The organism is Pseudomonas putida, assembly GCF_026625125.1.
GTDB lineage: Bacteria > Pseudomonadota > Gammaproteobacteria > Pseudomonadales > Pseudomonadaceae > Aquipseudomonas > Aquipseudomonas putida_X.
The window spans coordinates 5,624,947-5,646,259 of record NZ_CP113097.1; the positions used below are offsets into that span (position 1 = coordinate 5,624,947).

The window sequence follows — 21,313 nt, forward strand, 5'->3', positions numbered from 1 at the left end:
TGAATCAGGCGGTAGCTGTGGAGCAGTATCTGCCCAGACCGTACAAGTACGCCCAAGGATAGATCCCCCGCTCGTGGCCATCGCTGAATACCAGCTGCACGCCATACCCCTGCGTTTCGATCCGTTCGATGCGGACATCGGCGGCAACCACCGCAATGCCGCCCAGCAAGCGCGCGGCGCGGCATTGCGAGCAAGGGCATGCACCGCGCAAGCGAGCATGGCTGATACTCTGCTCCCCATCCTCCCACTCCAATAGCAACTGCCCAGCACCGCGCAGGTTGCTGATTGCACCCGGCGCGTTCATTACGCCACCCCGCGCAATTGCGCCAAGGCAATGCGCACCGCCTTTCGCACCTCCGGGTCGCTATCAGCCTCCGCTGCCTGCAGCATCGGCAAGGCACGCGCTTGGCCCAGTTCGCCGAGGGCCAAGGCCGCCTCCTTGCGCAGGTTGGCGATGCCATGGCCGAGCAGTTCGCCGAGGGCATCCACTGCAGCGGCGTAGCGCAGGCGGCCCAGTGAACGCGCTGCACGCAGGCGCACCTGCCAGAAACCATCGGCCAGTGCATCCACCAGCGCCGGCCCAGCCTCAGCCTGACCGACCTTGCCCAGGGTGGTCGCGGCTTCTTCACGCACTTGCCAGGCCGTATCGTTCAACGCTGCCACCAGCGCAGGCAGCACGCAGCTGTCACGCGCAAGCCCAAGCGCACCAATAGCTGCACGACGCACGTCCGTGTCCGGTTCCCCCTCGGCCAGCCTTGCCAGCGCCGGCAACGCGGGTTGATGCTTGAGCCAACCGAGGATGCCCACCGCCTCACGCCGCACGGCCGCATCGTCATCCGCCAGCGCCAGCAGCGCAGGCGCCGCGGCATCCTCCAGGCGCAGCTCACGCAACGCACGCAGGGCGCTGGTGCGAACAAAGGCCGCTGCGTGGTTGACCCAGGGCAGTATCAGTTGCCCGGCTTCCAGGCTCTTGAGTTCACTGAGACTCTGCGCTGCGGCCAGGCGCACCGGCTCGGCGGGGTCGGCCAACGCAGCGCATAGCGCCTGGACCACCTCTGGCTCTTCCCACGCTTCGAGCAGCCGCGCGGCTTCGGTGCGGACCTCATCGGCCACATCGACCAGCAGCGCATCGGTGAGCCAGGGCAAACCGTCAGGGTCTTCCAGGTCGGCCAGTTCGATCAGCGCGATGCGCCGCACACCTGCGTCGACGTGTTCAAGGCGAGGCAGCAGAGCAATGATGGCCGGGTTGTCGATGTTGCGTTCAGTCATAGCGCGATCCGTAGCGGAGGGTGGTCGGTGTCCGGCAGGCCCAACGGGGTCAGGCGTGGCAGTTCGCGCCCTTCTTCGTGGCGCAACAAGGCCAGGCAATGACGTTTGAGATGGGTGAATTGCGGGCTGGTCAACACGCTGGCGCGGCGTGGCCGCGGGAAGTCCAGCGGTAGGTCCTCGATGAAACGCCCAGGGCGCGGGCTCATCACCAGGATGCGATCGGCCAGGAACAAGGCTTCATCGATGTCATGAGTGACGAACACCACCGTGGTGCGGATCTGCGCCCAGACTTCCAGCAACAGTTCCTGCATGCGTGAGCGGGTTTGTGCGTCCAGGGCGCCGAAAGGTTCGTCCATGAGTAACAGGCGCGGACGATTGATCAGCACACGGGCGATTTCAGCGCGCTGCTGCATGCCACCGGACAGCTGGCTGGGCCAACGCCCGGCAAAGTCGGCCAGGCCCACCAGCTGTAGCATCTCGCGCGCCTGACGCTGGCGCTCGGCCTTGCCCATGCCTTGCATCTTCAGGCCGAACGCGACGTTGTCGAGCACCCTGCGCCAAGGCAGCAGGGTGTGATGCTGAAACACCATGCCGCGCTGCGGCGACGGCCCATTGATGGCCTGATCATCCACTGTCAGTGAGCCACTGTTGGGGACCAAGTGCCCGGCAAGCGCGCCTAGCAACGTTGATTTGCCACAACCGGAAGGCCCAAGGATGCACACGAACTCACCAGGCGCGACGGCGAAGTCCAGACGCTGCACTGCCTCGAACGCTTCAGCACCTTGGCCCAGACGAATGGACAGGCCGCGCCCTTCGATGCGCCCAGGCTCCAAGGCCTGTCGATAGCGGTTCATCAGGCGGCCCTGCGCGTGTGATACCAAGGCGTTGCCAGTGCCCCGAGCTGCTTGACCAGTGCACTGCTGCCCATGCCCAGCACGCCGATCAGCAGCATGCCGACGATGATCTGCGGGTAGTTCTGTAAGGTGTATGACTCCCAGGTGTAATAGCCAATGCCGAACTGCCCTGAGATCATCTCGGCAGTGACCAGGCAGAACCACGAGATTCCCATGCCGATGGCAAGCCCTGTGACGATACTGGGCAGCGCACCAGGCAGTATCACTTCACGCAGGATCGCCCAGCGCCCGGCGCCCAAACTACGCGCCGAGGCCACCAGGCGCGGGTCGACGGCCTCTACGCCATGCACGGTATTGAGCAAGATGGGGAACAGCGCGCCGGTAAAGGTGATGAATACCATCGACAGCTCCGAAGAAGGGAACATCAGGATCGCCAACGGTATCCAGGCCACCGCCGGAATTGGCCGCAGCACCTCAAGAGGCGGCAACAGCGTGTCTTCGGCCCATTGCGAACGGCCGATCAACAGCCCGAGCGCCACACCCAGCAGCGCCGCCACGCCATAGCCGGCAAAAACCCGCGACAGGCTGCTGCCCAGGTGCTCCGGCAGGGCACTGGAGGTGAGCAATTGCCCTGCGGCATCCAGCACCGCTTTGGGGGTGGGCACATAGGTGAAGATGAACAGACCGAGGTCGAGCTTGGCGCTGGCTGCCACCTGCCAGAACGCCAGGCAGGCAAGCAGCGAAGCAAGGCGCAGAGGCCAACGTTTGAGTTCAGGGGTCATTACCATGCCTCCCGGTCAGCGCTGGGCAACCAGCTTCTGGTTGGCGCTGACGAAGTCCAGCACTTCTGCGTCGTGAGCCTTGGCGTACCGCTCGGCCTGATCCTTCAGCAGAAAGGCGGCCAGCTCACCCTTGGCGTTGCGCGCGAACCACGCCTGGTTGGCCAGCAGCTTGATGCCACTGTCGGCGGCCTGGGCGTAGATGGCGCGGATGTCCTTGCCCTCCTGCTCAAGTTGGGCAAGGGCACCGAGGGCAGCCTCAGGCGAGGCATAGTGGCGAACCTTGTCTTCCCCCCGCACCCAGATCTGCGCCAGGCGGCTGAAATCGGTGATCGGTTTGCCGGTCAGCGCATCAGCAGCCTTGAGCGGCAGCGGATCGTAGTCCTGCAGCGCCTTGTCGTAGTCCACACCCGCCTGCTTGAAGGCGGCGCGGATGTATTGGTCATCGATGAACTGGCGGGTGTCGAGCTCCCGATCGGTCTTCTTCAGCAGCTTGAGGGTGTCGATGGAGGTGGCGACTGCTTTGCGGTACTCGGGCTTCCAGGTCAGATCGCGGGTTTGCAGGCCCAGCGGCCCATGGAACAGGTAATTGACCTCGGCTTCAATCCCGGTGACCTTCTCGATCAGCTCACTGTACTTCTCCGGCTCGGCGGCCATCAGGCGGTCAGCCTCAAGGCTGGCACGCAGGTAGGCGGTGACGACCTCGGGGTATTGGCGGGCGTATTGGGCATCGACCAAGGCACCATGGAAGGTCGGCGCGTTGGCCTGGGCACCGTCATAGATCTTGCGAGCGAACCCTCGGTTGGGGAACAGTTCGGCGAACGGCACGAAGTCGGCGTGGGCGTCGATGCGGTTGCTGCGCAAGGCGGAGCCGGCGATCTCGGGGGCCTGGGCGATGATGCGCACGTCTTTGTGCGGGTCCCAGCCCTGGGCAGCGATGGCGCGCAGCAGCATACCGTGGGCCGTGGAGGCAAACGGCACAGAAATGGTCTTGCCCTTGAGTTCGCTCAGCGATTGCACGGCGGAGGCCGCTGGCACGACGATGCCGTTGCCGCTGCCGTGCACACTGCCCGACAGCACACTGATGAACAGGCTGCGTTTGCCTGCATCCAGGTGGGCGACACCGTTGAACGAGCCAGGGAAGTCGGCCATGGCACCGAAATCGAGCTTGCCTGCGACCATTTCGTTGGTCAGTGGCGCACCGCTGGTGAAGTTCTTCCACTCGACCTGGTACTGGGCATCCTTGTACCTGCCATCATGCGGCAGATACTTCTCCAGCAGGCCAAGTTCGCGAATCAGCAAGCCGCCGGTGGCGCAGTTGATGGTAGTGTCCTGGGTGCCGATGGCGACACGGATGGTCTCGGCACTGGCGTTAAGGCCAGCGAGCGCCAGCGCAAGGCCGGCCAAGTTTGCTACAAGGCGCATGGGTGCTTCCCCTCGAATCGTTTGAAGTATTGGCATCGTCTCCGCCACCAGGCTTGTGGTGGTGGGAAACGAGGGGCATTGCAGAGGGCGTCCGGTGGCGTGCCGGGTGGCCTGAGAGGGTCAGCGCAGCAGGTAAGGGATGTCGACCTTTACTGCACCGGTAGGGCAATCTTTTTCGCAGGGCATGCAATACCAGCATTCATCAAAGGCCATATAGGCCTTCTGGGTGGCCGGGTTGATGGCCAGCAGGTCCATTGGGCAGACGTCAACGCACACGGTGCAGCCCTTTTCAGCGATGCACTTGTCTTCATCGATGGTCACCGGGGCGCTGCTGCGAAAGAAAATCTCTTGGGGTTGGTAGGCCATTTCACGGATTCCTCGGGGCCTTCGGCCCTCGTTGTGATTGATCGCCGGGGCCGCTGTACGCCACCCCACTCACGCGGCATCGGCCTTCACCCGTAGCCGGTCATAGGCAGTCTGTTCCTCGGCATCCAATGCAATGAGGTAGGGTTCGACGGCTTTCTTGAAACTGATCATTTCACCGTCCTCGCCCTTTTTCAGGTGGCAATGACAGAACCACTGACCATCGTTGCGCTCGGGATAATCGACCCGATGGTGGTAAAGCCCCCAGCGGCTTTCTTCGCGGAACAGCGAAGCGCGGGCGGCCATTTCGGCACAGTCGCGGATCACCGACACCTCCATCGCACGCATCAACTCGTGAGGGTTGTTGGCCTTGATCTGGTCAAGGTCACGCTCGATTTCGGCGAAGCGCGCCAGGCCGATTTCCATTTTCCTGGTCACCTTGGGGGGCTGCAGATAGTCGTTGACCATGCGCCGCAGCTTGTACTCGACGTGCGCTGGCGGCTGGCCGTACTCGCGGTGCAACGGCGCGAACACGCGTTCACGTTCGCGCTCGACCTGGGCCGCATCGACCTCGGCCAGCTCGCGCCCGGCCACGTACTGCGCGGCATTGACACCAGCAAACCAGCCATAGGTGAATGCACCGAGCATGTAGTTGTGCGGCACCGCAGCCATGTCTCCCGCGGCGTACAGGCCCTTGACGCTGGTCTCGGCCTTCTCGTTGACCCACACGCCCGAAGCCGAATGCCCGGAGCAGAAACCGATCTCGGAGATGTGCATCTCGACCATGTGCTGGCGGTAGTCGGTACCGCGCCCGGCATGGAACTGGCCACGGCTGGGGCGCTCGTTGCTGTGCAGGATATGTTCGATGTTCTGGATGGTCTCCTCTGCCAGGTGATCCAGTTTGAGGAACACCGGGCCATTGCCGCCTTCGAGCTCCTGATGGAACTCCCACATCATCTGCCCGCTCCAGTAGTCGCACTCGATGAAGCGCTCGCCTTTGCTATTCGCGGTATAACCCCCCAGTGGGCCCGTCACGTAGGCGCAGGCAGGGCCGTTGTAGTCCTTGATCAATGGGTTGATCTGGAAGCACTCAAGGTTGGCCAGTTCGGCACCTGCGTGATAGGCCATGGCGTATCCATCACCCGCATTGGTGGGGTTCTCGTACGTCCCCATCAAGTATCCCGAAGACGGCAGGCCCAGGCGCCCGGCAGCACCGCAGGCAAGGATCACCGCCTTGGCCCGCACGACGCGAAACTCGCCGGTGCGGCAGTCGAACCCGAGTACTCCGCCAGCCGCTCCCTCGCTGTCGAGCAACACACGGGTGCAAACCATGCGGTTGGTGATCTCGACACGGGCCCGCTTGAGCTGGCGGTAGAGCACCTTCTTGATGTCATGGCCTTCTGGCATGGGCAGCACGTAGGCGCCCATGTGATGGACCTTCTTCACCGCGTAGTCGCCAGTCTCGTCCTTCTCGAACTTCACGCCCCAGCGATCGAGCTGTTCAATGGTTGCGAAGCTGTGGGTGGCATAGGCATGTACTGTGGCCTGGTTGACGATCCCGTCATTGGCGACGGTAATTTCCTTGGTGTACTGCTCGGGTGTAGCGTGCCCAGGGATGATCGCGTTGTTCAAGCCATCCATGCCCATGCTGATGGCGCCACTGCGCTTGACGTTGGCCTTGTCCAGCAGCAACACGCGCAGACTTCTGTCCTGCTCTTTGGCTTTGATGGCGGCCATCGGGCCAGCAGTGCCACCGCCGATGACGATGATGTCGTAGTCATGGGTCTCGATGCTCATGCCTTGCCCCCCTTCTGACGGTCGATGCGCAGGCGGTACTGGAAGGCATCGCCGCGGTAGTAAAGGTGTTCGAAGTCCAGCGGTGTGCCATCAGCGGCATGGGTGAGGCGCTCGATGCGCATGATCGGCGCCCCCTCTTCCACTTCCAGTGCCTGGGTCAGGTCGCTGTCGGCCAGAACCGCATCGATGGCCAGGTCAGCATGGCCAAGCGCGATGCCACAGTCGTTTTCCAGCAGCAAGAAAATGTCGCGGGTAACCAAGTCGGCTTTTTCCAGCTTCTCCCCCACCGCCTTCGGTAACCAGGTCAGCTCCAGCGATACCGGCTCACGGTTGATCAGGCGCACCCGGCGAATCTCAGTCACAAGGCTGCTTTCCTCGACCCGCAGGCGTGCCGCCACCAACGCATTGGCGGGCACATGGCGAAAGCTGCGCAGCCGGTTCAGCACTTCGTAGCCCATCTGCGTCATGGATTCGGCCAAACCTTGCAGGGTGCTCACGTTCTGAAACGCCTTGGGCTTGGCGACGAAGGTGCCTTTGCCGTGAATCTTGAAGATCAGGCCCTCCTTCTGCAGGTCGCCCAAGGCCTGCCGCACAGTGATGCGGCTGACGTCGAACGCTTTGCCCAGTTCGCTTTCCGAAGGCATGCGGCTGTGGGGGGCGTAGGTGCCGTCGAGTATGCGCTCGCGCAGCAATTCCTTGAGCTGGGTGTACAGCGGTACCGGTGAAAGTGGGAGCAGTTGGGCCATGGTTCTCTTCACTGATTGAGCACTTGTTATAACAAGTTGTGACCAGAGAATAGCCGGCATAAGAATTAATGGTGAAATACTGTTATTGCATATGCATAGAGAGGTTTGCGGGCAAAATCCAGAAATCCTTTATCGGCGCAGGGATGCCGGGCCCGGCTAGCCTTGATCAGGACCTCATAACCTGGCAAGGACGCTGCCATGCACACCCCTGACGATCAATCCCTCGACCTCAAGCGCGTGCTGGACGCGTTGCAAGCCGACCAACTCCTGAGCGCCAGCGACGCCCGGCAAGTACTCGAATACGCCAACGCACGGCCACCTTGCCATCCGCTCGAAGCCGTAGCGGCGCTGGAACTCGCAGACCGCCGGCACCCCGGCCAGCGCCTGCACCTGGACAGCCTGTGCCAATGGCTCGCCAGAACAGTCGGCCAGCCCTATGAACGTATCGACCCACTGCAACTCGACCTGTCCAAGGTCAACGGGCTGATATCGCCAGCGTTCGCCCAGCGCCACGGCATACTCATCCTGGCCAGCGACAGCCTGAGCATCACCGTGGCCAGCGCGCAGCCTTACCAGTGTGACTGGCAAACCGATCTGGCCCGCAGCCTGGGCAAGCCGATCCGCCGCGTGTTCGCCAGCCCCCTGCAACTGCGCCAGGTGGGCCAGTCACTGTTTCGCCTTGCCCACTCGGTGCAAGGCGCCCAGCATCAGCAGTCGGCAAGCCTCGGTGAGCTCGAGCAATTGCTCGAGCAGGACAAGCGCCTGGGCAACGCCACGGCAGATGACGCGCATATCGTGCACATCGTCGACTGGCTGCTGCAGTACGCCGTCGAACAGCGCGCCAGTGATATCCATCTTGAGCCGCGCCGCGAGCAGGGCCGCTTGCGCTATCGCATAGACGGCCTCCTGCATACGGTCTACGCCTTCCCGGCCGGCGTCACCCTGGCGGTCGTCAGCCGCCTGAAGCACTTGGGCCGCATGGATGTCGCGGAGAAACGCCGCCCGCAGGATGGCCGCGTGAAGTGCAGCCTGCCAGGTGGCCGCGAAGTGGAGCTACGCCTGTCTACGCTGCCCACCCCCTTTGGCGAAAAGCTGGTGCTGCGGTTGTTCGACCCACAACAGCTACAGGAAGACTTCGACCGCCTGGGGCTGGAAGGTGAACAACTGCACCAGTGGCTGGCCCTGCTGCAGCGCCGTCAAGGCATCCTGCTGGTCACCGGCCCTACCGGCTCAGGCAAGACCAGCACGCTTTACGCGAGCCTGAAGCAGTTGGCCACGCCGGAGGTTAACCTGTGCACCATCGAGGACCCGATCGAGCGTCTGGAGCCGGCATTCAATCAACTGCAGGTGCAGCCGACACTGGACCTCAGCTTCGCCAACGGCGTACGCGCGCTGTTACGCCAAGACCCGGACATCATCATGATCGGCGAGATCCGTGATCGCGAGACGGCTCTGGTAGCCGTGCAAGCTGCCCTTACCGGGCACCTGGTGCTCTCGACGCTGCACACCGACGACAGCTGTGCTGCCATTACCCGCCTGTTGGAGCTTGGCGTGCCCGATTACCTGATCAAGGCCTCCCTCAGTGGGGTGATGGCGCAGCGCTTGGTGCGCTTGATTTGCCGTGAATGCCAGCGCCGCGCAGCATCGGCCAGCGGCCAGCCTTGCCTGATGTGTCGGGGCACCGGCTTTCATGGCCGAACGGGCTTGTTCGAGCTGCTGGTGCCGAGCGAAAACCTACGCGCCCGGATAGGCGCTGGGGCGGACCTTGCCAGCTTGCGGCTACAGGCGTTGAGCGAAGGGTTGCTGGACCTGAAACGCTGCGGGGAAGCCAAAGTGGCCCGTGGGCTGACCTGTCAAGAGGAAGTGCTGCGGGTCTGCGCGTGAGCAAAAAATCCTTGTTTTCGAGGAACTTGCGCCCCGCAGGCACAATCAAATCGGGCTCCATCAGCCCTCACCCTTCGAGGTGTTTCATCATGCGTCTCCCAACCGCCATCGCAGCCGCTGCCCTGCTTTCGCTGCCCATTGGCTCCGCCATGGCCGATACCTTCTGGCGCAACGTGATTTCTTCCGGCGCGACCACGGGATCGACCTACCTGACCTCCAAAGATCACAAGTTGGTCGTCGCGGCGCAGGAAGACGCCGGCAGCTTCGTGGCCAGTGAAGGAGCTATTCGTGGGCCGTTCCTGGAGGCGGCAATGCGCCAGGTGCGGGCTGAGAACCCAGGCATGCAAGCCAGCGACATGGAACTGGCAAATGCCATCCTGGCGAAGAATGCGATAGCCGAGTAAGGCCCTGGGGCTGCCGTGCAGCCCCAGCTTCAACTCAGCGATACGCCTCCACCGGTACACACGCACAAAACAGATTCCTGTCCCCGTACACATTGTCGACCCGGTTCACCGCTGGCCAGTACTTGTGCTGGCGCACGTGAGCGCTGGGGGCCACCGCCTGCTCAAAACTGTAAGGCCGGTTCCACGGCGCCAGCACATCGGCCAGGGTATGCGGGGCATGTTTGAGCGGATTGTCTTGCGCCGGCCAGTGACCCTCTTGCACCTCCTCGATCTCCGCCCGGATCGCCAGCATGGCTTCGACGAACCGGTCCAGCTCGGCTTTGGACTCGCTCTCTGTCGGTTCGATCATCAAGGTCCCAGGAACCGGGAATGACATGGTGGGGGCATGGAAGCCATAGTCCATCAGGCGCTTGGCCACATCCTCTTCCGTTATCCCGGTAATGGCCTTGAGCGGCCGCAGGTCAAGGATGCACTCATGCGCTACCCGCTGGTTTCGGCCTCTGTAAAGCACAGGGAAGGCACCCTCGAGCTGCCTGGCCAGGTAGTTGGCCGACAGGATGGCCACTTCGCTCGCATCGGCCAGTTGCGGCCCCATCATGGCGATGTACATCCAGCTGATCGGCAAGATGCTCGCGCTGCCCCAGGGCGCGGCGCTGACCGCGCTGTTGTTCGGGTCCAGGCCCGGCACCGGCACCACCGGATGACTGGCGACGAACGGCTTGAGGTGCGCGCGGATGCCAATCGGCCCCATGCCGGGGCCCCCGCCGCCGTGCGGGATGCAGAACGTCTTGTGCAGATTCATGTGCGAGACATCGGCGCCAATGTCAGCCGGCCGCGTGAGGCCGACCTGGGCATTGAGGTTGGCGCCGTCCATGTACACCTGCCCGCCCTGCTTATGAACGACTTCACAGATTTCCCGAATGCCCTCCTCATACACACCATGGGTCGACGGGTAGGTAACCATCAGGCAGGAAAGACGCTCGCCTGCAGCATGGGCCTTGGCCTTGAGGTCGTCGAGGTCAACGTTGCCGTGGTCATCGCAGTCGACGATCACCACGTCCATGCCTGCCATCTGCGCCGAAGCAGGGTTGGTGCCGTGGGCCGACGAAGGGATCAGGCACAGCGTGCGCTGGTGTTGATGACGGCTGCGGTGGTAACGGGTGATTGCCATCAGCCCGGCGTATTCGCCCTGGGCACCCGAGTTGGGCTGCATGCAGATGGCGTCGAAACCGGTAAGAGCGCACAGCCAGCGCTCCAACTCGTCGATCATCGTTTTGTAACCCACGACCTGAGCTTCGGGCGCAAAGGGATGAAGCTGAGCGAACCCGGGCCAGGTAATGGGGATCATTTCGCTGCTGGCGTTGAGCTTCATGGTGCAGGAACCCAGCGGGATCATCGATTGGTTCAGCGCCAGGTCCTTGTTCTCCAGCTGCTTGAGGTAGCGCAGCATCTGCGTTTCGCTGTGATGCAGGTTGAACACAGGGTGGGAAAGGAACGGCGTGCGCCGTTGCAGCCCGGCGGGAATGCCGCCTGCCAGGGCCTGCTGGTCCAGCGCGGTGACCTCAAGACCGTGATCCACGCCAAGGAAGATGTCGAACAGCCGAAGCACAGTGTCTTCGCTGCACGTTTCGTCCAGGCTCACACCCAGGTGGCCGCGGCCCAGAATGCGCAAGTTGATGCGCGCCGCTTGCGCACTTTCGATGATGGCCGCCTGGGCACCGCCGACCTCCAGGGTAAGGGTGTCGAAGAAATGCGGGTTGAGGCGTTTGATGCCCTTGGCCTCAAGGCCGGCAGCCAACACGACGGTCAGCCGGTGCACGCGCTGCGCGATGCGCTGCAAGCCTTCAGGGCCGTGGTACACCGCGTAGAAACCGGCGATGTTGGCCAGCAGTACCTGGGCCGTGCAGATGTTGGAGTTGGCTTTTTCGCGGCGGATGTGTTGCTCGCGGGTCTGCAGGGCCATTCGCAGGGCGGTGTTGCCACGGGCGTCACGCGACACACCGATGATGCGCCCCGGCATCGCCCGCTTGTAGTCGTCACGGCAGGCAAAATAGGCCGCGTGCGGGCCGCCGTAGCCCATGGGCACGCCAAAGCGCTGGGTCGAGCCAAGCACCACGTCTGCACCAAGTTCACCCGGCGGCGTGAGCAGCACCAGGCTCAACAGGTCTGCCGCCACGCATGCCAGGGCATGCTGGCCGTGCAACTGGTCAATCAGCGGGCGCAGGTCACGCACTTCCCCATGGGTATCCGGGTACTGCAGCAACGCGCCGAATACCTGGTGCTGGGCAAGGTTATCCACAGCGTCGACGATCAGTTCGAAACCAAAACCTTCAGCCCGGGTTCGCAACACCGACAGTGTCTGCGGGTGGCAGTGTTCATCGGCAAAGAAAGCATTGCTCTTGTTGCGCGCCACACGTTTGGCCAAGGCCATGGCTTCGGCTGCGGCGGTGGCTTCATCGAGCAGTGAGGCATTGGCCAGGGCCAGGCCGCTCAGATCGATGACCATTTGCTGAAAGTTGAGCAGGGCTTCCAGCCGGCCTTGGGCGATTTCTGGCTGGTAAGGCGTATAGGCGGTGTACCAGCCGGGGTTCTCCAGCACGTTGCGCAGGATGACGGTTGGCGTGACGGTGCCGTGGTAACCCATGCCGATCAGGCTGGTCCACACCTGGTTCTGCTCGGCATAACTGGCGAGCTTGGCCAACGCGGCCTGTTCATCCAGGGCGGCGGGCAGGTCGAGGGCGCGGTTGAAGCGGATATCCGGGGGGACGGTCTGCTCGATCAGCTCGCTGCGGCTGCTCAAGCCCAGGGCACTGAGCATGGCCTGCTGCTCCGAGGCATCAGGCCCCAGGTGACGACGCAGGAATGGGCTGAGCTCTTGCAGTTGATGCAGGGACGGCGACTGGGACATGACGACGCTCTCTTCCTAGACCAGGCCTCGTGGAGACTTATAAGTCTAGGAAGGATTGCCGATACTGCGGGAAAACTTGCTTCGCCAGTCCCGGCCTCATCGCTGGCAAGGCCGCGATGAGGCCAGAATGATCACTCGCCGATAGCGGCGCGGTAACCAGCAGCATCCAGGAGCTTGTCCAGCTCGGCCTTGTCGCTTGGCTTGAGCTTGAAGATCCAGGCGCCGTAAGGGTCTTCGTTGAGCAGCTCCGGGCTGTCGGCCAGCTCTTCGTTGACCGCGATCACCTCGCCACCCACCGGGGCATAGATATCCGAAGCGGCCTTGACCGACTCGACCACGCCAGCCGCATCGCCGGCAGCGAATACTTTGCCAACCTCTGCCAGCTCCACGAACACCACATCACCCAGGGCCTCTTGAGCGTGGTCGCTGATGCCCACGGTCACAGTGCCGTCGGCTTCCAGGCGCGCCCACTCGTGGCTTTCGGCAAAACGCAGTTCGGCGGGGATATTGCTCATGTCTTGTATTCCTCGATTGGGTCAGCGGTCGGCCCGCCGTTGATTGTTCAGATCAGAATCTTGCCGTGACGCACGAAGGTCGGTTTGACCACCCGCACCGGGTACCACTTGCCGCGGATCTCGACCTCGGCGCGATCACCGGTGGCCATGGGTACACGCGCCAGGGCAATGGATTTGCTCAGCGTAGGAGAGAAACTACCACTGGTGATCTCCCCTTCGCCAATGCCGGCAACGCGAACCACCTGATGGGCGCGCAAAACACCGCGCTCCTCCAGCACCAGGCCGACCAATTTGTCCTGTACGCCGCGCTCGATTTCCGCCAGCAGGCCAGCGCGGCCGATGAAATCGCGCTCGGCCGGCTCCCAGGCGATGCTCCAGCCCAAGTTGGAGGTAAGCGGGGTGTGGGCTTCGTCGATGTCCTGGCCGTACAGGTTCATGCCGGCTTCCAGGCGCAAGGTGTCGCGGGCGCCAAGGCCACTGGGGGCGATGCCAGCGCCGACCAGGTCGTTGAAGAAGGCCACGGCCTCATGGCCCGGCAGGATGATTTCCAACCCGTCTTCACCGGTATAGCCGGTGCGGGCAATGAACCAGTCGCCCTCGCTCACCCCTTCGAACGGGCGCAGCTCACGGATGAGCGCAGCGCGCGCAGCGCTGAGCAAGGCAGCGACCTTATCGCGGGCCTGGGGCCCTTGGATGGCGAGGATGGCCAGGTCAGGGCGCACCTTGAACCCGACCGAAAAGCCGCTACTGTGGGCCTCCAGCCACGCCAGTACGTTGGCGCGGGTAGCGGCATTGGTGATCAGCCGGTAGCCATTTGCCGTGCGGTAGGCGATCAGGTCATCGATCACCCCGCCCTCCTCGTTGAGCAACGGGCTGTACAACGCCTTGCCGACACTGCCGAGGCGGGCAACATCGTTGGCCAGCAAATGCTGCAGCCAGACGGTGGCATCGGTGCCATCGATGTCGATCACGGTCATGTGGGAAACATCGAACACCCCACAGTCACTGCGCACCTGATGGTGCTCTTCGACTTGCGAGCCGTAGTGCAGGGGCATGTCCCAGCCACCGAAATCGACTGTCTTGGCGCCTAGCGCCAGGTGCAAGTCGTACAAAAGCGTGCGCTGTCCCATGGGTTTCTCCTTCCGGGCGTGGCGAAGCGGCGGCGGTCGATGACGTTTGGTCGTCAGCTCTTCTTGTAGGACCCGTCGCGCGAATGCCGCGCATTGTAGCCGCATGGGCGCGGGCTGGCACCCTCAGTGACTGTGACCTGGGCGCCTGGCTGAACGACGAATCAGGCCGATGACCGGCAGCAGGCCAACCAGCACCAAGGTCAAGGCAGGCAGTGAGGCACGGGCCCACTCGCCTTCACTGGTCATCTCGAACACCCGTACGGCGAGGGTATCCCAGCCGAAGGGCCGCATCAGCAATGTCGCGGGCATTTCCTTGAGCACATCGACGAACACCAGCAGTGCGGCACTGAGTGCACCGGGAACCAGCAGCGGCATATACACTTTGAAAAACAATCTCGCCCCTCCCACACCCAGGCTCCGTGAAACCTCGGGCAACGACGGGCGAATGCGCTCCAGGCTGCCTTCCAGTGGCCCATAGGCCACGGCGATGAAACGTACCAGATAGGCCACCAGCAATGCCGCGAGGCTGCCCAGCAGCAAGGGCTTGCCTGCCCCGCCCAGCCACGTCGAAAGGGGAATCACCAGGTGGTTGTCCAGGTAACTGAAGGCCAGCATGATCGAAACCGCCAGCACAGAGCCGGGCAAGGCATAGCCCAGGTTGGCCAGGCCGACCCCGGCACGGATGCCGCCAGTCGGCGCCTGGCGCCGTGCAAAGGCCAGCACCAGCGCGACGCACACCGTGATCAGGGCTGCCATGGCGCCCAGGTACAGGGTGTGCAGCACCAGGCCGAAATAGCGCTCGTCCAGGTCATGCCGCCCACGCTGCCAGAACCATACCAGCAGCTGCAGCACCGGGATGACGAAGGCACAGGCAAATACCAGCAGGCACCAGCCACTGGCCAGCAGTGCCTTCACCCCGCGCAGGTGATAGAGGGCCTGACCCCGAGGGCGTTCATTGGCGCTGCGCGAGGCACCACGAGCGCGGCGCTCTGCGTACAGCACCAGCATGACCGCCAGCAACAGCAGGCTGGCCAGCTGGGCCGCGCTGGACAGGCTGAAGAAGCCATACCAGGTCTTGTAGATGGCAGTGGTGAACGTGTCGAAATTGAACACCGCCACCGCGCCAAAATCTGCCAAGGTCTCCATCAGGGCCAGGACGATGCCTGCGCCGATGGCCGGCCGCGCCATGGGCAGGGCAACCCGCCAGAAGGCTTGCAGCGGCGAAAGGCCCAGCACCCGCGCCGCTTCCATGAGCCCCTTGCCCTGGGCCAGGAATGCCGTGCGTGCGAGCAGGTAGACATACGGGTAGAACACCAGCACCAGTACCACAATCACCCCGCCGGTGGAGCGCACCCGCGGCAGGCGCATGGGCCCGAACACTTCACGCAAGGCGCTCTGCACGGGGCCGGCGAAATCAAGCAGGCCGACGAAGACGAACGCCAAGACATAGGCGGGGATGGCAAACGGCAGCATCAGTGCCCAGTCCAGCCAGCGCCTGCCGGGGAACTGGCAAAGGCTGGTGAGCCAGGCCAGGCTCACGCCGAGCACGGTGACGCCTGCGCCTACGCCCGCCACCAAGGTCAATGTGTTGCCGAGCAGGCGGCTCATCTGGGTGTCGAGCAGGTGCGACCAGATCTGCACGTCGATCGATTGCCAGGACAGCAGCAAGACGCTCAAGGGCAGGAGCACGAGGGCGGCGATCAGGATGACCGGGAGGTACCAGCGGCGTTGAGGAGCGTGGGGCAAGGCAACTGTCTCTGTGGCAGATGGCAACCGCTGCGCGGGCTTGCCCCGCGAAGAGGCCCCTGCGGGCCTCAGAAGGATAAAGCCTGGGGCTTAGTTCCAGCCAGCCCGATCCATCAAGCGAATGGCCTCGGCCTGGCGTTTGCCCGCCACCTCGACCGGAATGCTGTCAGCCTTGAAGCTGCCCCATGCCTGGACCTCGTCCGATGGCTTGACCTTCGGATTGGCCGGGAACTCCTGGTTGATGTCGGCGAACAGCTTTTGCGCCTGCTCCCCGGTCATCCACTCCACCAGCTTCTTGGCCGCTTGCGGATGCGGTGCGTGCTTGGTCAGGCCGATACCGGACAGGTTGACGTGCACGCCACGGTCACCCTGGTTAGGCCAGAAGATCTTCACGGGCAGGTCCGGGTTCTGCTTGTGCAGGCGGCCGTAGTAGTAAGTGTTCACCACCCCCACATCGCACTGGCCGGCCTCGATGGCCTGGATAACCGAGTTGTCGTCAGAGAACACGTCGGTAGACAGGTTGTTGACCCACCCTTTGACGATCTGTTCGGTCTTGGCCTCGCCATGGTTCTCGATCAGGGTGGCGGTCAGCGACTGGTTGTAGACCTTCTTCGCCGTGCGCAGGCACAGGCGCCCTTCCCACTGCTTGTCTGCCAGTGCCTCGTAGGTGCTCAGCTCTTCAGGCTTGACGCGCTCGGTGGAGTAGATGATGGTCCGTGCACGCAGGCTCAGGCCGGTCCATTCATGGGACGAGGCGCGATACTGAGCGGGGATGTTCTGGTCGATGATGGTCGACTCGATGGGCTGCAGGATACCCATCTGCTCGGCCTGCCACAGGTTACCGGCATCGACGGTCAGCAGCAGGTCGGCCACCCCGTTGTCGCCCTCGGCCTTGATGCGTTGCATCAGCGGGGCTTCTTTGTCGGTGATGAACTTGATCTTGACGCCGGTCTCGGCGGTGTAGGCGTCGAACACCGGCTTGATCAGCTCGTCGATGCGCGAGGAGTACACCACTACTTCGTCCGCCGCCTGGGCGTTGCCGCCCAACAGCGTCAGGGCCAGGGCGGCCAGTAGGGGCTTGCGTGGCAACATGGGATGCACTCCTCGAATCGTATGAGAGGCGCAAATGGTAGTGAATCCCATTTTCTGGCTCACCTACCCAGCCGTTACCAGATGTTGCAAGGGTACCCTGCTGCTTCCAGCAATGGCCCTGTGTCGCGAAAGGGCCGCAAAGCGGCCCCTCAATCTCAAGGCTTGGCCAGGTCCGGCAAGTCGCCTGAAAGCCCCAACGCCTGGCGCACGAACAGCGCCTTGGCCTCGGGCATTTGCTGCACCAGCTTCAGGCCGCTGTTACGCAACCAGCGCAACGGCAGCGGGTTGGCCTGGAACAGCCGCTCAAAGCCCTCCATCGCAGCCATCAACGCCAGGTTGTGCGGCATGCGTCGGCGCTCATAACGGCTGAGCACTTTCACATCGGCCAGCCGTTCACCACGCTCGCACGCCTTCGCCAGCACCTCGGCCAGTACCGCTGCATCGAGAAAACCCAGGTTCACGCCTTGCCCAGCCAGCGGATGAATGGTGTGCGCGGCATCACCGATCAGTGCCAGCCCCTCATCCACGTAGCGCTTGGCGTGGCGCTGACGCAACGGCACACAGACCCGAGGGTCGGCGTGCAGCACTTGGCCCAGTCGCCCCTCGAAGCCACGCTCCAAGGCCTTGAGGAAAGCGTGATCATCCAGCGCCATCAACTGCTCGGCCTGCTCGGGCGTGGTCGACCATACGATCGAGCACCAGCCCTGCTGGCCGTCTCGCGACAAGGGCAAAAAGGCCAGCGGCCCTTCATCGGTGAAGCGCTGCCAGGCAGTGGCCTGGTGTGCAGCGCTGCAGCGCACGCTGGTTACGATGGCGTGGTGCAGGTAATCCCATTCACGGGTCTGGCAGCCGGCCAGGCGCCGCACCGCCGAATTGGCACCGTCGGCAGCCACCACCAGCGGCGCCCGCAGGCGGCGACCATCGGCCAGGGTCAGCAACCACTCATCGCCAGAACGGCGCATCTGCTCCAGGCGGGCGTTGGGCAGCAGGCCGATATCGCTGTCATGCAGGCGCTCCAGCAGGCCATCCTGCACCACCCGGTTTTCGACGATATGGCCAAGCACCTGCGCGTGCACGCTGGCGGCGGAGAAGTGAATCTGCCCAGTGCCGCTGCCGTCCCAGACATGCATGTCCGAGTAGGGCGAAACACGCCGTTTGGCAATTTCTTCCCAGGCGCCCAACCGCTCGAGGATGCGCTGGCTGGCCGCCGAGAGGGCGCTGACCCGCGCCTCGAATGGCGCATCGCTGTCAAACGGCTTCACCGTCAGCGAGCCACCGTCGAGCAGGAGTATTTCCAGGCCACTGTGGCGCAACGCCAAGGCCAAGGCGCTGCCGACCATACCAGCACCGACAATCAACAGATCTGCGCGCATTTCCATGCCTTACGCCTGCCTCGCTTGCGGCTTTAGCCGCACGTATAGGGTTTTATCGACCCGCGCCACCAGCTCGCCGGCACCGTCACAGACATCGACCTGCAAACGTGGCAGGTATTTCTTGCCGCCGGCGGTCTGCTGGCGGATCTCATCCAGCAGTGCGTCTTCGATGTGGAAATCGGCGTACACCGGGCCTTTGCCGGGTGTGATGAAATCAATGCTGGCAGCCTTGTCCCAGACAATGTACTCACGGCCCAGCAGTTCGATCAGCATCAGCATGTAGAACGGATCGACCATCGAATACAAGCTACCGCCAAACTGGGTACCGACGTAGTTGCGGTTCCAGCGCGTCAACTTCATGCGCACCCTGACACTGCGCATGTCTGGGCTGATGTGCTGAATGCGAATGCCAGCACCCAGGTACGGTGGGTAAAGGTTCAGCAGCCAGCGCAACATGCGCGCCCGTCGCGCCAGCTTGCGCGGGTTGCTCATGCCTGACCCCGCGGATCAGGGCGGGTGCCCAAGCCCATGGCCTGGCGGGCGAACCAGCTTCTTGCCGGCGGCAGCAAGTCGAGCCCAAGCAAACCGATGTTGCGCCCAGCGGCCAACAATGGCTGGTTGCTGCCGAACAGGCGGGTGACCTGGTCGGAAAAACCGATGGTCATGGCCTGATCGAGTTGCTGGCGTCGATGGTACGCCTGCAGGGTCGCCAGATCGCCTGGCTGCTGCGGGCCGGCCAGCAGCGCGTCGGCCAGCGACTGCACGTCACGCAGCGACAGGTTGAAGCCCTGCCCGGCAATGGGGTGCAGGCTGTGCGCGGCATTGCCTAATACAACCAGATGAGGGCGCACCTGCTCCTGGGCTTCGACCAGTGCCAGCGGGTAAAGATGCCGTGCGCCGACCTGGCGCAGAGCGCCGAGGCGATAGCCGAATACATCCTGAAGCTCGCGCAGGAAGCTGCGCTCGTCGATCTCGGCCAGGCGCTTGGCGTCCATACCCTGACGGGTCCAGACCAACGCACAGCGATTCTCGGGCAGCGGCAGCAGTGCCATGGGGCCTTGCTCGGTAAAACGCTCGAAGGCTTGCCCGCGATGGGATTCGCCTGGGGTGATGTTGGCGATCAGCGCGCTCTGCTCGTACGGCGTGCGCCGCACATGGATGCCCAATTGCTCGCGCAAGCCCGAGCGGCCACCGTCGGCCAGCACTGCCAGGTCGCACTCCAGGCTGGTGTCATCGTCCAGCTGCAAGCGATAACCACCGGCAACAGCCTGCATCGCCTTCACTTCGGCCGGGCAGCGCCAGCTCACCACCTCACTGTCCAGCCCTTGCCAAAGGCACTGGCCAAGCCAGGCGTTCTCGACCACGTAGCCCAACGCTGGCACACCCTCCTCCAGCGCATCCAGGCGGGTGCAGCCAAAGCGCCCACGGTCCGAGACCTGAATTTGCCGGATCGGCTCGGCGCGCGGGCTGATCGCTTGCCACATGCCCAGGTGCTGATAGATCTGCCGGGTACCGAACGATAGCGCAGAGGAGCGTGCATCATAGCTGGGCTGGAAGCTGTCGCCCGGGGCGAACGGCTCGATCAGCAGGATCTTCCAGCCACGCGCCTTGGCGCCAGCCTGCAGGGCCAGCGCCAGGCTGGCGCCGACCAGGCCGCCACCAATGATCGCCAGGTTGACTCGATTCATGCCGCGTCCTTACGTGCCGCCAGCATCAGCGCCTCGATCTCGGCGACCGTCCGGGGCACGCCCGACGTCAGAATTTCACAACCTTGCCTGGTCACCACCACGTCGTCCTCGATCCTTACGCCGATGCCACGCCATTTCTTCGCGACCTGCTGATTGTCGGCGGCAATGTAGATACCCGGTTCGACGGTCAGCGCCATGCCGGGCTCCAGCACTCGCCACTGGCCGCCGACCTTGTACTCGCCCACATCGTGCACATCCATGCCGAGCCAGTGCCCGGCACGGTGCATGTAGAAGGCGCGGTACGCTTCACTTTCGATCAGCGCCTGCACCTTGCCCTTGAGCAACCCCAACTCCACCAGCCCTTCGGTGATCACCCGCACGGTCGCTTCGTGGGCGTGGTTCCAGTGCTTGCCGGGAGCAATTTCGGCGAAGGCAGCGGCCTGGGCCTTGAGCACCAATTCATAAATGGCCTTCTGCTCAGGCGAAAAACGCCCACTGACCGGGAAGGTGCGGGTGATGTCGCTGGCATAGCAATCGATTTCGCAACCGGCGTCGATCAGCACCAGGTCACCGTCCTTGAGCGCGGCATTGTTTTCTTGATAGTGCAGGATACAGCCATTGCGGCCAGCCGCGACGATCGACCCGTAGGCTGGCATTCTTGCCCCACCCTTACGGAATTCGTAGTCCAGCTCGGCTTCCAGGCTGTACTCGTGCAGCCCTGCCCGGCAGGCCTGCATGGCCCGCACATGTGCGCGTGCGGAAATGTCTGCAGCGGCGCGCATCACTTTCACTTCCGCCGCTGATTTATACAGACGCATGTCGTGCAGCAGATGATCCAGGGCAACGAACTCGTTGGGAGGCTGGGCGCCAAGGCGCGCCTTGGAGCGGATCACGTTGATCCAGTCCATCAGCCGGCGGTCGAACTCGGGGTTGCTGCCCATGGCGCTGTAGACCCGTTCGCGACCTTCGATGAGGCCTGGGAGGATCTCGTCGATGTCGGTGATCGGGAAGGCATCGTCCGCGCCAAAGTCGCGGATGGCACCTTCCTGGCCGGCCCGCAGGCCGTCCCATAGCTCACGCTCGGGATTACGCTCGCGGCAGAACAGTACGTACTCGCCATGCTCGCGCCCCGGGATCAGCGCAATCACCGCCTCCGGCTCCGGGAAGCCGCTCAGGTACTGGAAATCGCTGTCCTGGCGGTACACGTGTTCGACATCGCGGTTACGAATGGCGACCGCGGCAGCCGGCAGGATGGCAATGCTGTTGGGGACCATCTGCGCCATCAGCGCCTTGCGCCGACGGGCATATTCGGCCTTGGGTATGCGGCTCATGGGCAGGAC

The 21,313-nt window shown here is 63.4% G+C and carries 19 protein-coding genes; 2 read left to right on the forward strand and 17 right to left on the reverse strand.

Annotation, left to right across the window (positions count from 1 at the left end):
* Nucleotides 1–4: 4 nt before the first annotated feature.
* The 8 genes from OSW16_RS25920 to OSW16_RS25955 form a co-directional block, all read right to left on the reverse strand.
* The gene (locus tag OSW16_RS25920; RefSeq protein WP_267819530.1) at nt 5–304 is read right to left on the reverse strand and encodes a DUF971 domain-containing protein; all 300 of its coding nucleotides are present in this window, start codon (nt 302–304) and stop codon (nt 5–7) included.
* On the reverse strand, nt 304–1,269 hold the full coding sequence (locus OSW16_RS25925; protein ID WP_267819532.1) for a HEAT repeat domain-containing protein: 966 nt from the start codon (nt 1,267–1,269) through the stop codon (nt 304–306). Before OSW16_RS25925 ends, OSW16_RS25920 begins: the two co-directional genes overlap by 1 nt.
* Entirely contained in the window at nt 1,266–2,123 is an 858-nt protein-coding gene (locus OSW16_RS25930) for an ABC transporter ATP-binding protein (RefSeq protein ID WP_267819534.1), read from the reverse strand. Before OSW16_RS25930 ends, OSW16_RS25925 begins: the two co-directional genes overlap by 4 nt.
* Nucleotides 2,123–2,905, reverse strand: coding sequence for an ABC transporter permease (locus tag OSW16_RS25935; RefSeq protein ID WP_267819536.1), 783 nt, complete (start codon nt 2,903–2,905; stop codon nt 2,123–2,125). The genes OSW16_RS25930 and OSW16_RS25935 overlap by 1 nt, the downstream gene beginning before the upstream one ends.
* A 15-nt stretch (nt 2,906–2,920) precedes the next feature.
* Complete coding sequence (locus tag OSW16_RS25940) at nt 2,921–4,327, reverse strand: ABC transporter substrate-binding protein (RefSeq protein ID WP_267819538.1); 1,407 nt, start codon at nt 4,325–4,327, stop codon at nt 2,921–2,923.
* 120 nt (nt 4,328–4,447) lie between these two features.
* Nucleotides 4,448–4,693 (reverse strand): 4Fe-4S dicluster domain-containing protein, encoded by a 246-nt coding sequence (locus OSW16_RS25945; RefSeq protein WP_267819540.1) that lies wholly within the window; start codon nt 4,691–4,693, stop codon nt 4,448–4,450.
* Between the two features lie 69 nt (nt 4,694–4,762).
* Nucleotides 4,763–6,487: a fumarate reductase/succinate dehydrogenase flavoprotein subunit gene (locus tag OSW16_RS25950; RefSeq protein WP_267819542.1), complete on the reverse strand. Its 1,725-nt coding sequence runs from the start codon at nt 6,485–6,487 to the stop codon at nt 4,763–4,765.
* Complete coding sequence (locus OSW16_RS25955) at nt 6,484–7,233, reverse strand: GntR family transcriptional regulator (protein ID WP_267819544.1); 750 nt, start codon at nt 7,231–7,233, stop codon at nt 6,484–6,486. The genes OSW16_RS25950 and OSW16_RS25955 overlap by 4 nt, the downstream gene beginning before the upstream one ends.
* 198 nt (nt 7,234–7,431) lie before the next feature.
* Here OSW16_RS25955 and OSW16_RS25960 point away from each other — a divergent pair, with 198 nt between their 5' ends.
* The gene (locus OSW16_RS25960) at nt 7,432–9,117 is read left to right on the forward strand and encodes a GspE/PulE family protein (protein ID WP_267819547.1); all 1,686 of its coding nucleotides are present in this window, start codon (nt 7,432–7,434) and stop codon (nt 9,115–9,117) included.
* An 89-nt stretch (nt 9,118–9,206) separates the two neighbouring features.
* Nucleotides 9,207–9,521, forward strand: a complete 315-nt coding sequence (locus OSW16_RS25965; protein ID WP_267819549.1) for a DUF2388 domain-containing protein — start codon at nt 9,207–9,209, stop codon at nt 9,519–9,521.
* A 34-nt stretch (nt 9,522–9,555) separates the two neighbouring features.
* Here the strand turns inward: OSW16_RS25965 and gcvP are convergent, their stop codons facing one another.
* The 9 genes from gcvP to pepP all read right to left on the reverse strand — a co-directional run bounded on the left by gcvP (nt 9,556) and on the right by pepP (nt 21,304).
* The gene (gene gcvP / locus OSW16_RS25970) at nt 9,556–12,429 is read right to left on the reverse strand and encodes an aminomethyl-transferring glycine dehydrogenase (protein WP_267819551.1); all 2,874 of its coding nucleotides are present in this window, start codon (nt 12,427–12,429) and stop codon (nt 9,556–9,558) included.
* Nucleotides 12,430–12,560: 131 nt separating this feature from the next.
* Nucleotides 12,561–12,944 (reverse strand): glycine cleavage system protein GcvH, encoded by a 384-nt coding sequence (gene gcvH, locus OSW16_RS25975; protein WP_267819553.1) that lies wholly within the window; start codon nt 12,942–12,944, stop codon nt 12,561–12,563.
* Nucleotides 12,945–12,991: 47 nt separating this feature from the next.
* The gene (gene gcvT, locus OSW16_RS25980; RefSeq protein ID WP_267819555.1) at nt 12,992–14,074 is read right to left on the reverse strand and encodes a glycine cleavage system aminomethyltransferase GcvT; all 1,083 of its coding nucleotides are present in this window, start codon (nt 14,072–14,074) and stop codon (nt 12,992–12,994) included.
* Between the two features lie 123 nt (nt 14,075–14,197).
* A complete protein-coding gene (locus tag OSW16_RS25985) occupies nt 14,198–15,820 on the reverse strand; it encodes an ABC transporter permease (RefSeq protein WP_267819557.1) in 1,623 nt (540 codons plus the stop codon).
* Nucleotides 15,821–15,910: 90 nt separating this feature from the next.
* Nucleotides 15,911–16,912, reverse strand: coding sequence for an extracellular solute-binding protein (locus OSW16_RS25990; RefSeq protein WP_267819559.1), 1,002 nt, complete (start codon nt 16,910–16,912; stop codon nt 15,911–15,913).
* A 155-nt stretch (nt 16,913–17,067) separates the two neighbouring features.
* The gene (locus tag OSW16_RS25995) at nt 17,068–18,285 is read right to left on the reverse strand and encodes a 2-octaprenyl-3-methyl-6-methoxy-1,4-benzoquinol hydroxylase (RefSeq protein WP_267824132.1); all 1,218 of its coding nucleotides are present in this window, start codon (nt 18,283–18,285) and stop codon (nt 17,068–17,070) included.
* A 9-nt stretch (nt 18,286–18,294) separates the two neighbouring features.
* A complete protein-coding gene (locus tag OSW16_RS26000; protein ID WP_267819561.1) occupies nt 18,295–18,777 on the reverse strand; it encodes a DUF4442 domain-containing protein in 483 nt (160 codons plus the stop codon).
* Nucleotides 18,774–19,973 (reverse strand): 2-octaprenyl-6-methoxyphenyl hydroxylase, encoded by a 1,200-nt coding sequence (gene ubiH / locus OSW16_RS26005; RefSeq protein WP_267819563.1) that lies wholly within the window; start codon nt 19,971–19,973, stop codon nt 18,774–18,776. The genes OSW16_RS26000 and ubiH overlap by 4 nt, the downstream gene beginning before the upstream one ends.
* Nucleotides 19,970–21,304, reverse strand: coding sequence for a Xaa-Pro aminopeptidase (pepP, locus tag OSW16_RS26010; RefSeq protein ID WP_241805485.1), 1,335 nt, complete (start codon nt 21,302–21,304; stop codon nt 19,970–19,972). Before pepP ends, ubiH begins: the two co-directional genes overlap by 4 nt.
* Nucleotides 21,305–21,313 lie beyond the last annotated feature (9 nt).

Bases quoted from the DNA above. Each gene is read 5' to 3' on its own strand.
- gcvT (WP_267819555.1), bottom strand. From the start codon at position 14,074: ATGGGACAGCGCACGCTTTTGTACGACTTGCACCTGGCGCTAGGCGCC.
- gcvH (WP_267819553.1), bottom strand. From the start codon at position 12,944: ATGAGCAATATCCCCGCCGAACTGCGTTTTGCCGAAAGCCACGAGTGG.
- OSW16_RS25995 (WP_267824132.1), bottom strand. From the start codon at position 18,285: ATGCGCGCAGATCTGTTGATTGTCGGTGCTGGTATGGTCGGCAGCGCC.
- gcvP (WP_267819551.1), bottom strand. From the start codon at position 12,429: ATGTCCCAGTCGCCGTCCCTGCATCAACTGCAAGAGCTCAGCCCATTC.
- ubiH (WP_267819563.1), bottom strand. From the start codon at position 19,973: ATGAATCGAGTCAACCTGGCGATCATTGGTGGCGGCCTGGTCGGCGCC.
- OSW16_RS25990 (WP_267819559.1), bottom strand. From the start codon at position 16,912: ATGTTGCCACGCAAGCCCCTACTGGCCGCCCTGGCCCTGACGCTGTTG.
- OSW16_RS25955 (WP_267819544.1), bottom strand. From the start codon at position 7,233: ATGGCCCAACTGCTCCCACTTTCACCGGTACCGCTGTACACCCAGCTC.
- OSW16_RS26000 (WP_267819561.1), bottom strand. From the start codon at position 18,777: ATGAGCAACCCGCGCAAGCTGGCGCGACGGGCGCGCATGTTGCGCTGG.
- OSW16_RS25945 (WP_267819540.1), bottom strand. From the start codon at position 4,693: ATGGCCTACCAACCCCAAGAGATTTTCTTTCGCAGCAGCGCCCCGGTG.
- OSW16_RS25950 (WP_267819542.1), bottom strand. From the start codon at position 6,487: ATGAGCATCGAGACCCATGACTACGACATCATCGTCATCGGCGGTGGC.
- OSW16_RS25960 (WP_267819547.1), top strand. From the start codon at position 7,432: ATGCACACCCCTGACGATCAATCCCTCGACCTCAAGCGCGTGCTGGAC.
- OSW16_RS25925 (WP_267819532.1), bottom strand. From the start codon at position 1,269: ATGACTGAACGCAACATCGACAACCCGGCCATCATTGCTCTGCTGCCT.
- OSW16_RS25930 (WP_267819534.1), bottom strand. From the start codon at position 2,123: ATGAACCGCTATCGACAGGCCTTGGAGCCTGGGCGCATCGAAGGGCGC.
- OSW16_RS25935 (WP_267819536.1), bottom strand. From the start codon at position 2,905: ATGACCCCTGAACTCAAACGTTGGCCTCTGCGCCTTGCTTCGCTGCTT.
- OSW16_RS25940 (WP_267819538.1), bottom strand. From the start codon at position 4,327: ATGCGCCTTGTAGCAAACTTGGCCGGCCTTGCGCTGGCGCTCGCTGGC.
- OSW16_RS25920 (WP_267819530.1), bottom strand. From the start codon at position 304: ATGAACGCGCCGGGTGCAATCAGCAACCTGCGCGGTGCTGGGCAGTTG.
- pepP (WP_241805485.1), bottom strand. From the start codon at position 21,304: ATGAGCCGCATACCCAAGGCCGAATATGCCCGTCGGCGCAAGGCGCTG.
- OSW16_RS25965 (WP_267819549.1), top strand. From the start codon at position 9,207: ATGCGTCTCCCAACCGCCATCGCAGCCGCTGCCCTGCTTTCGCTGCCC.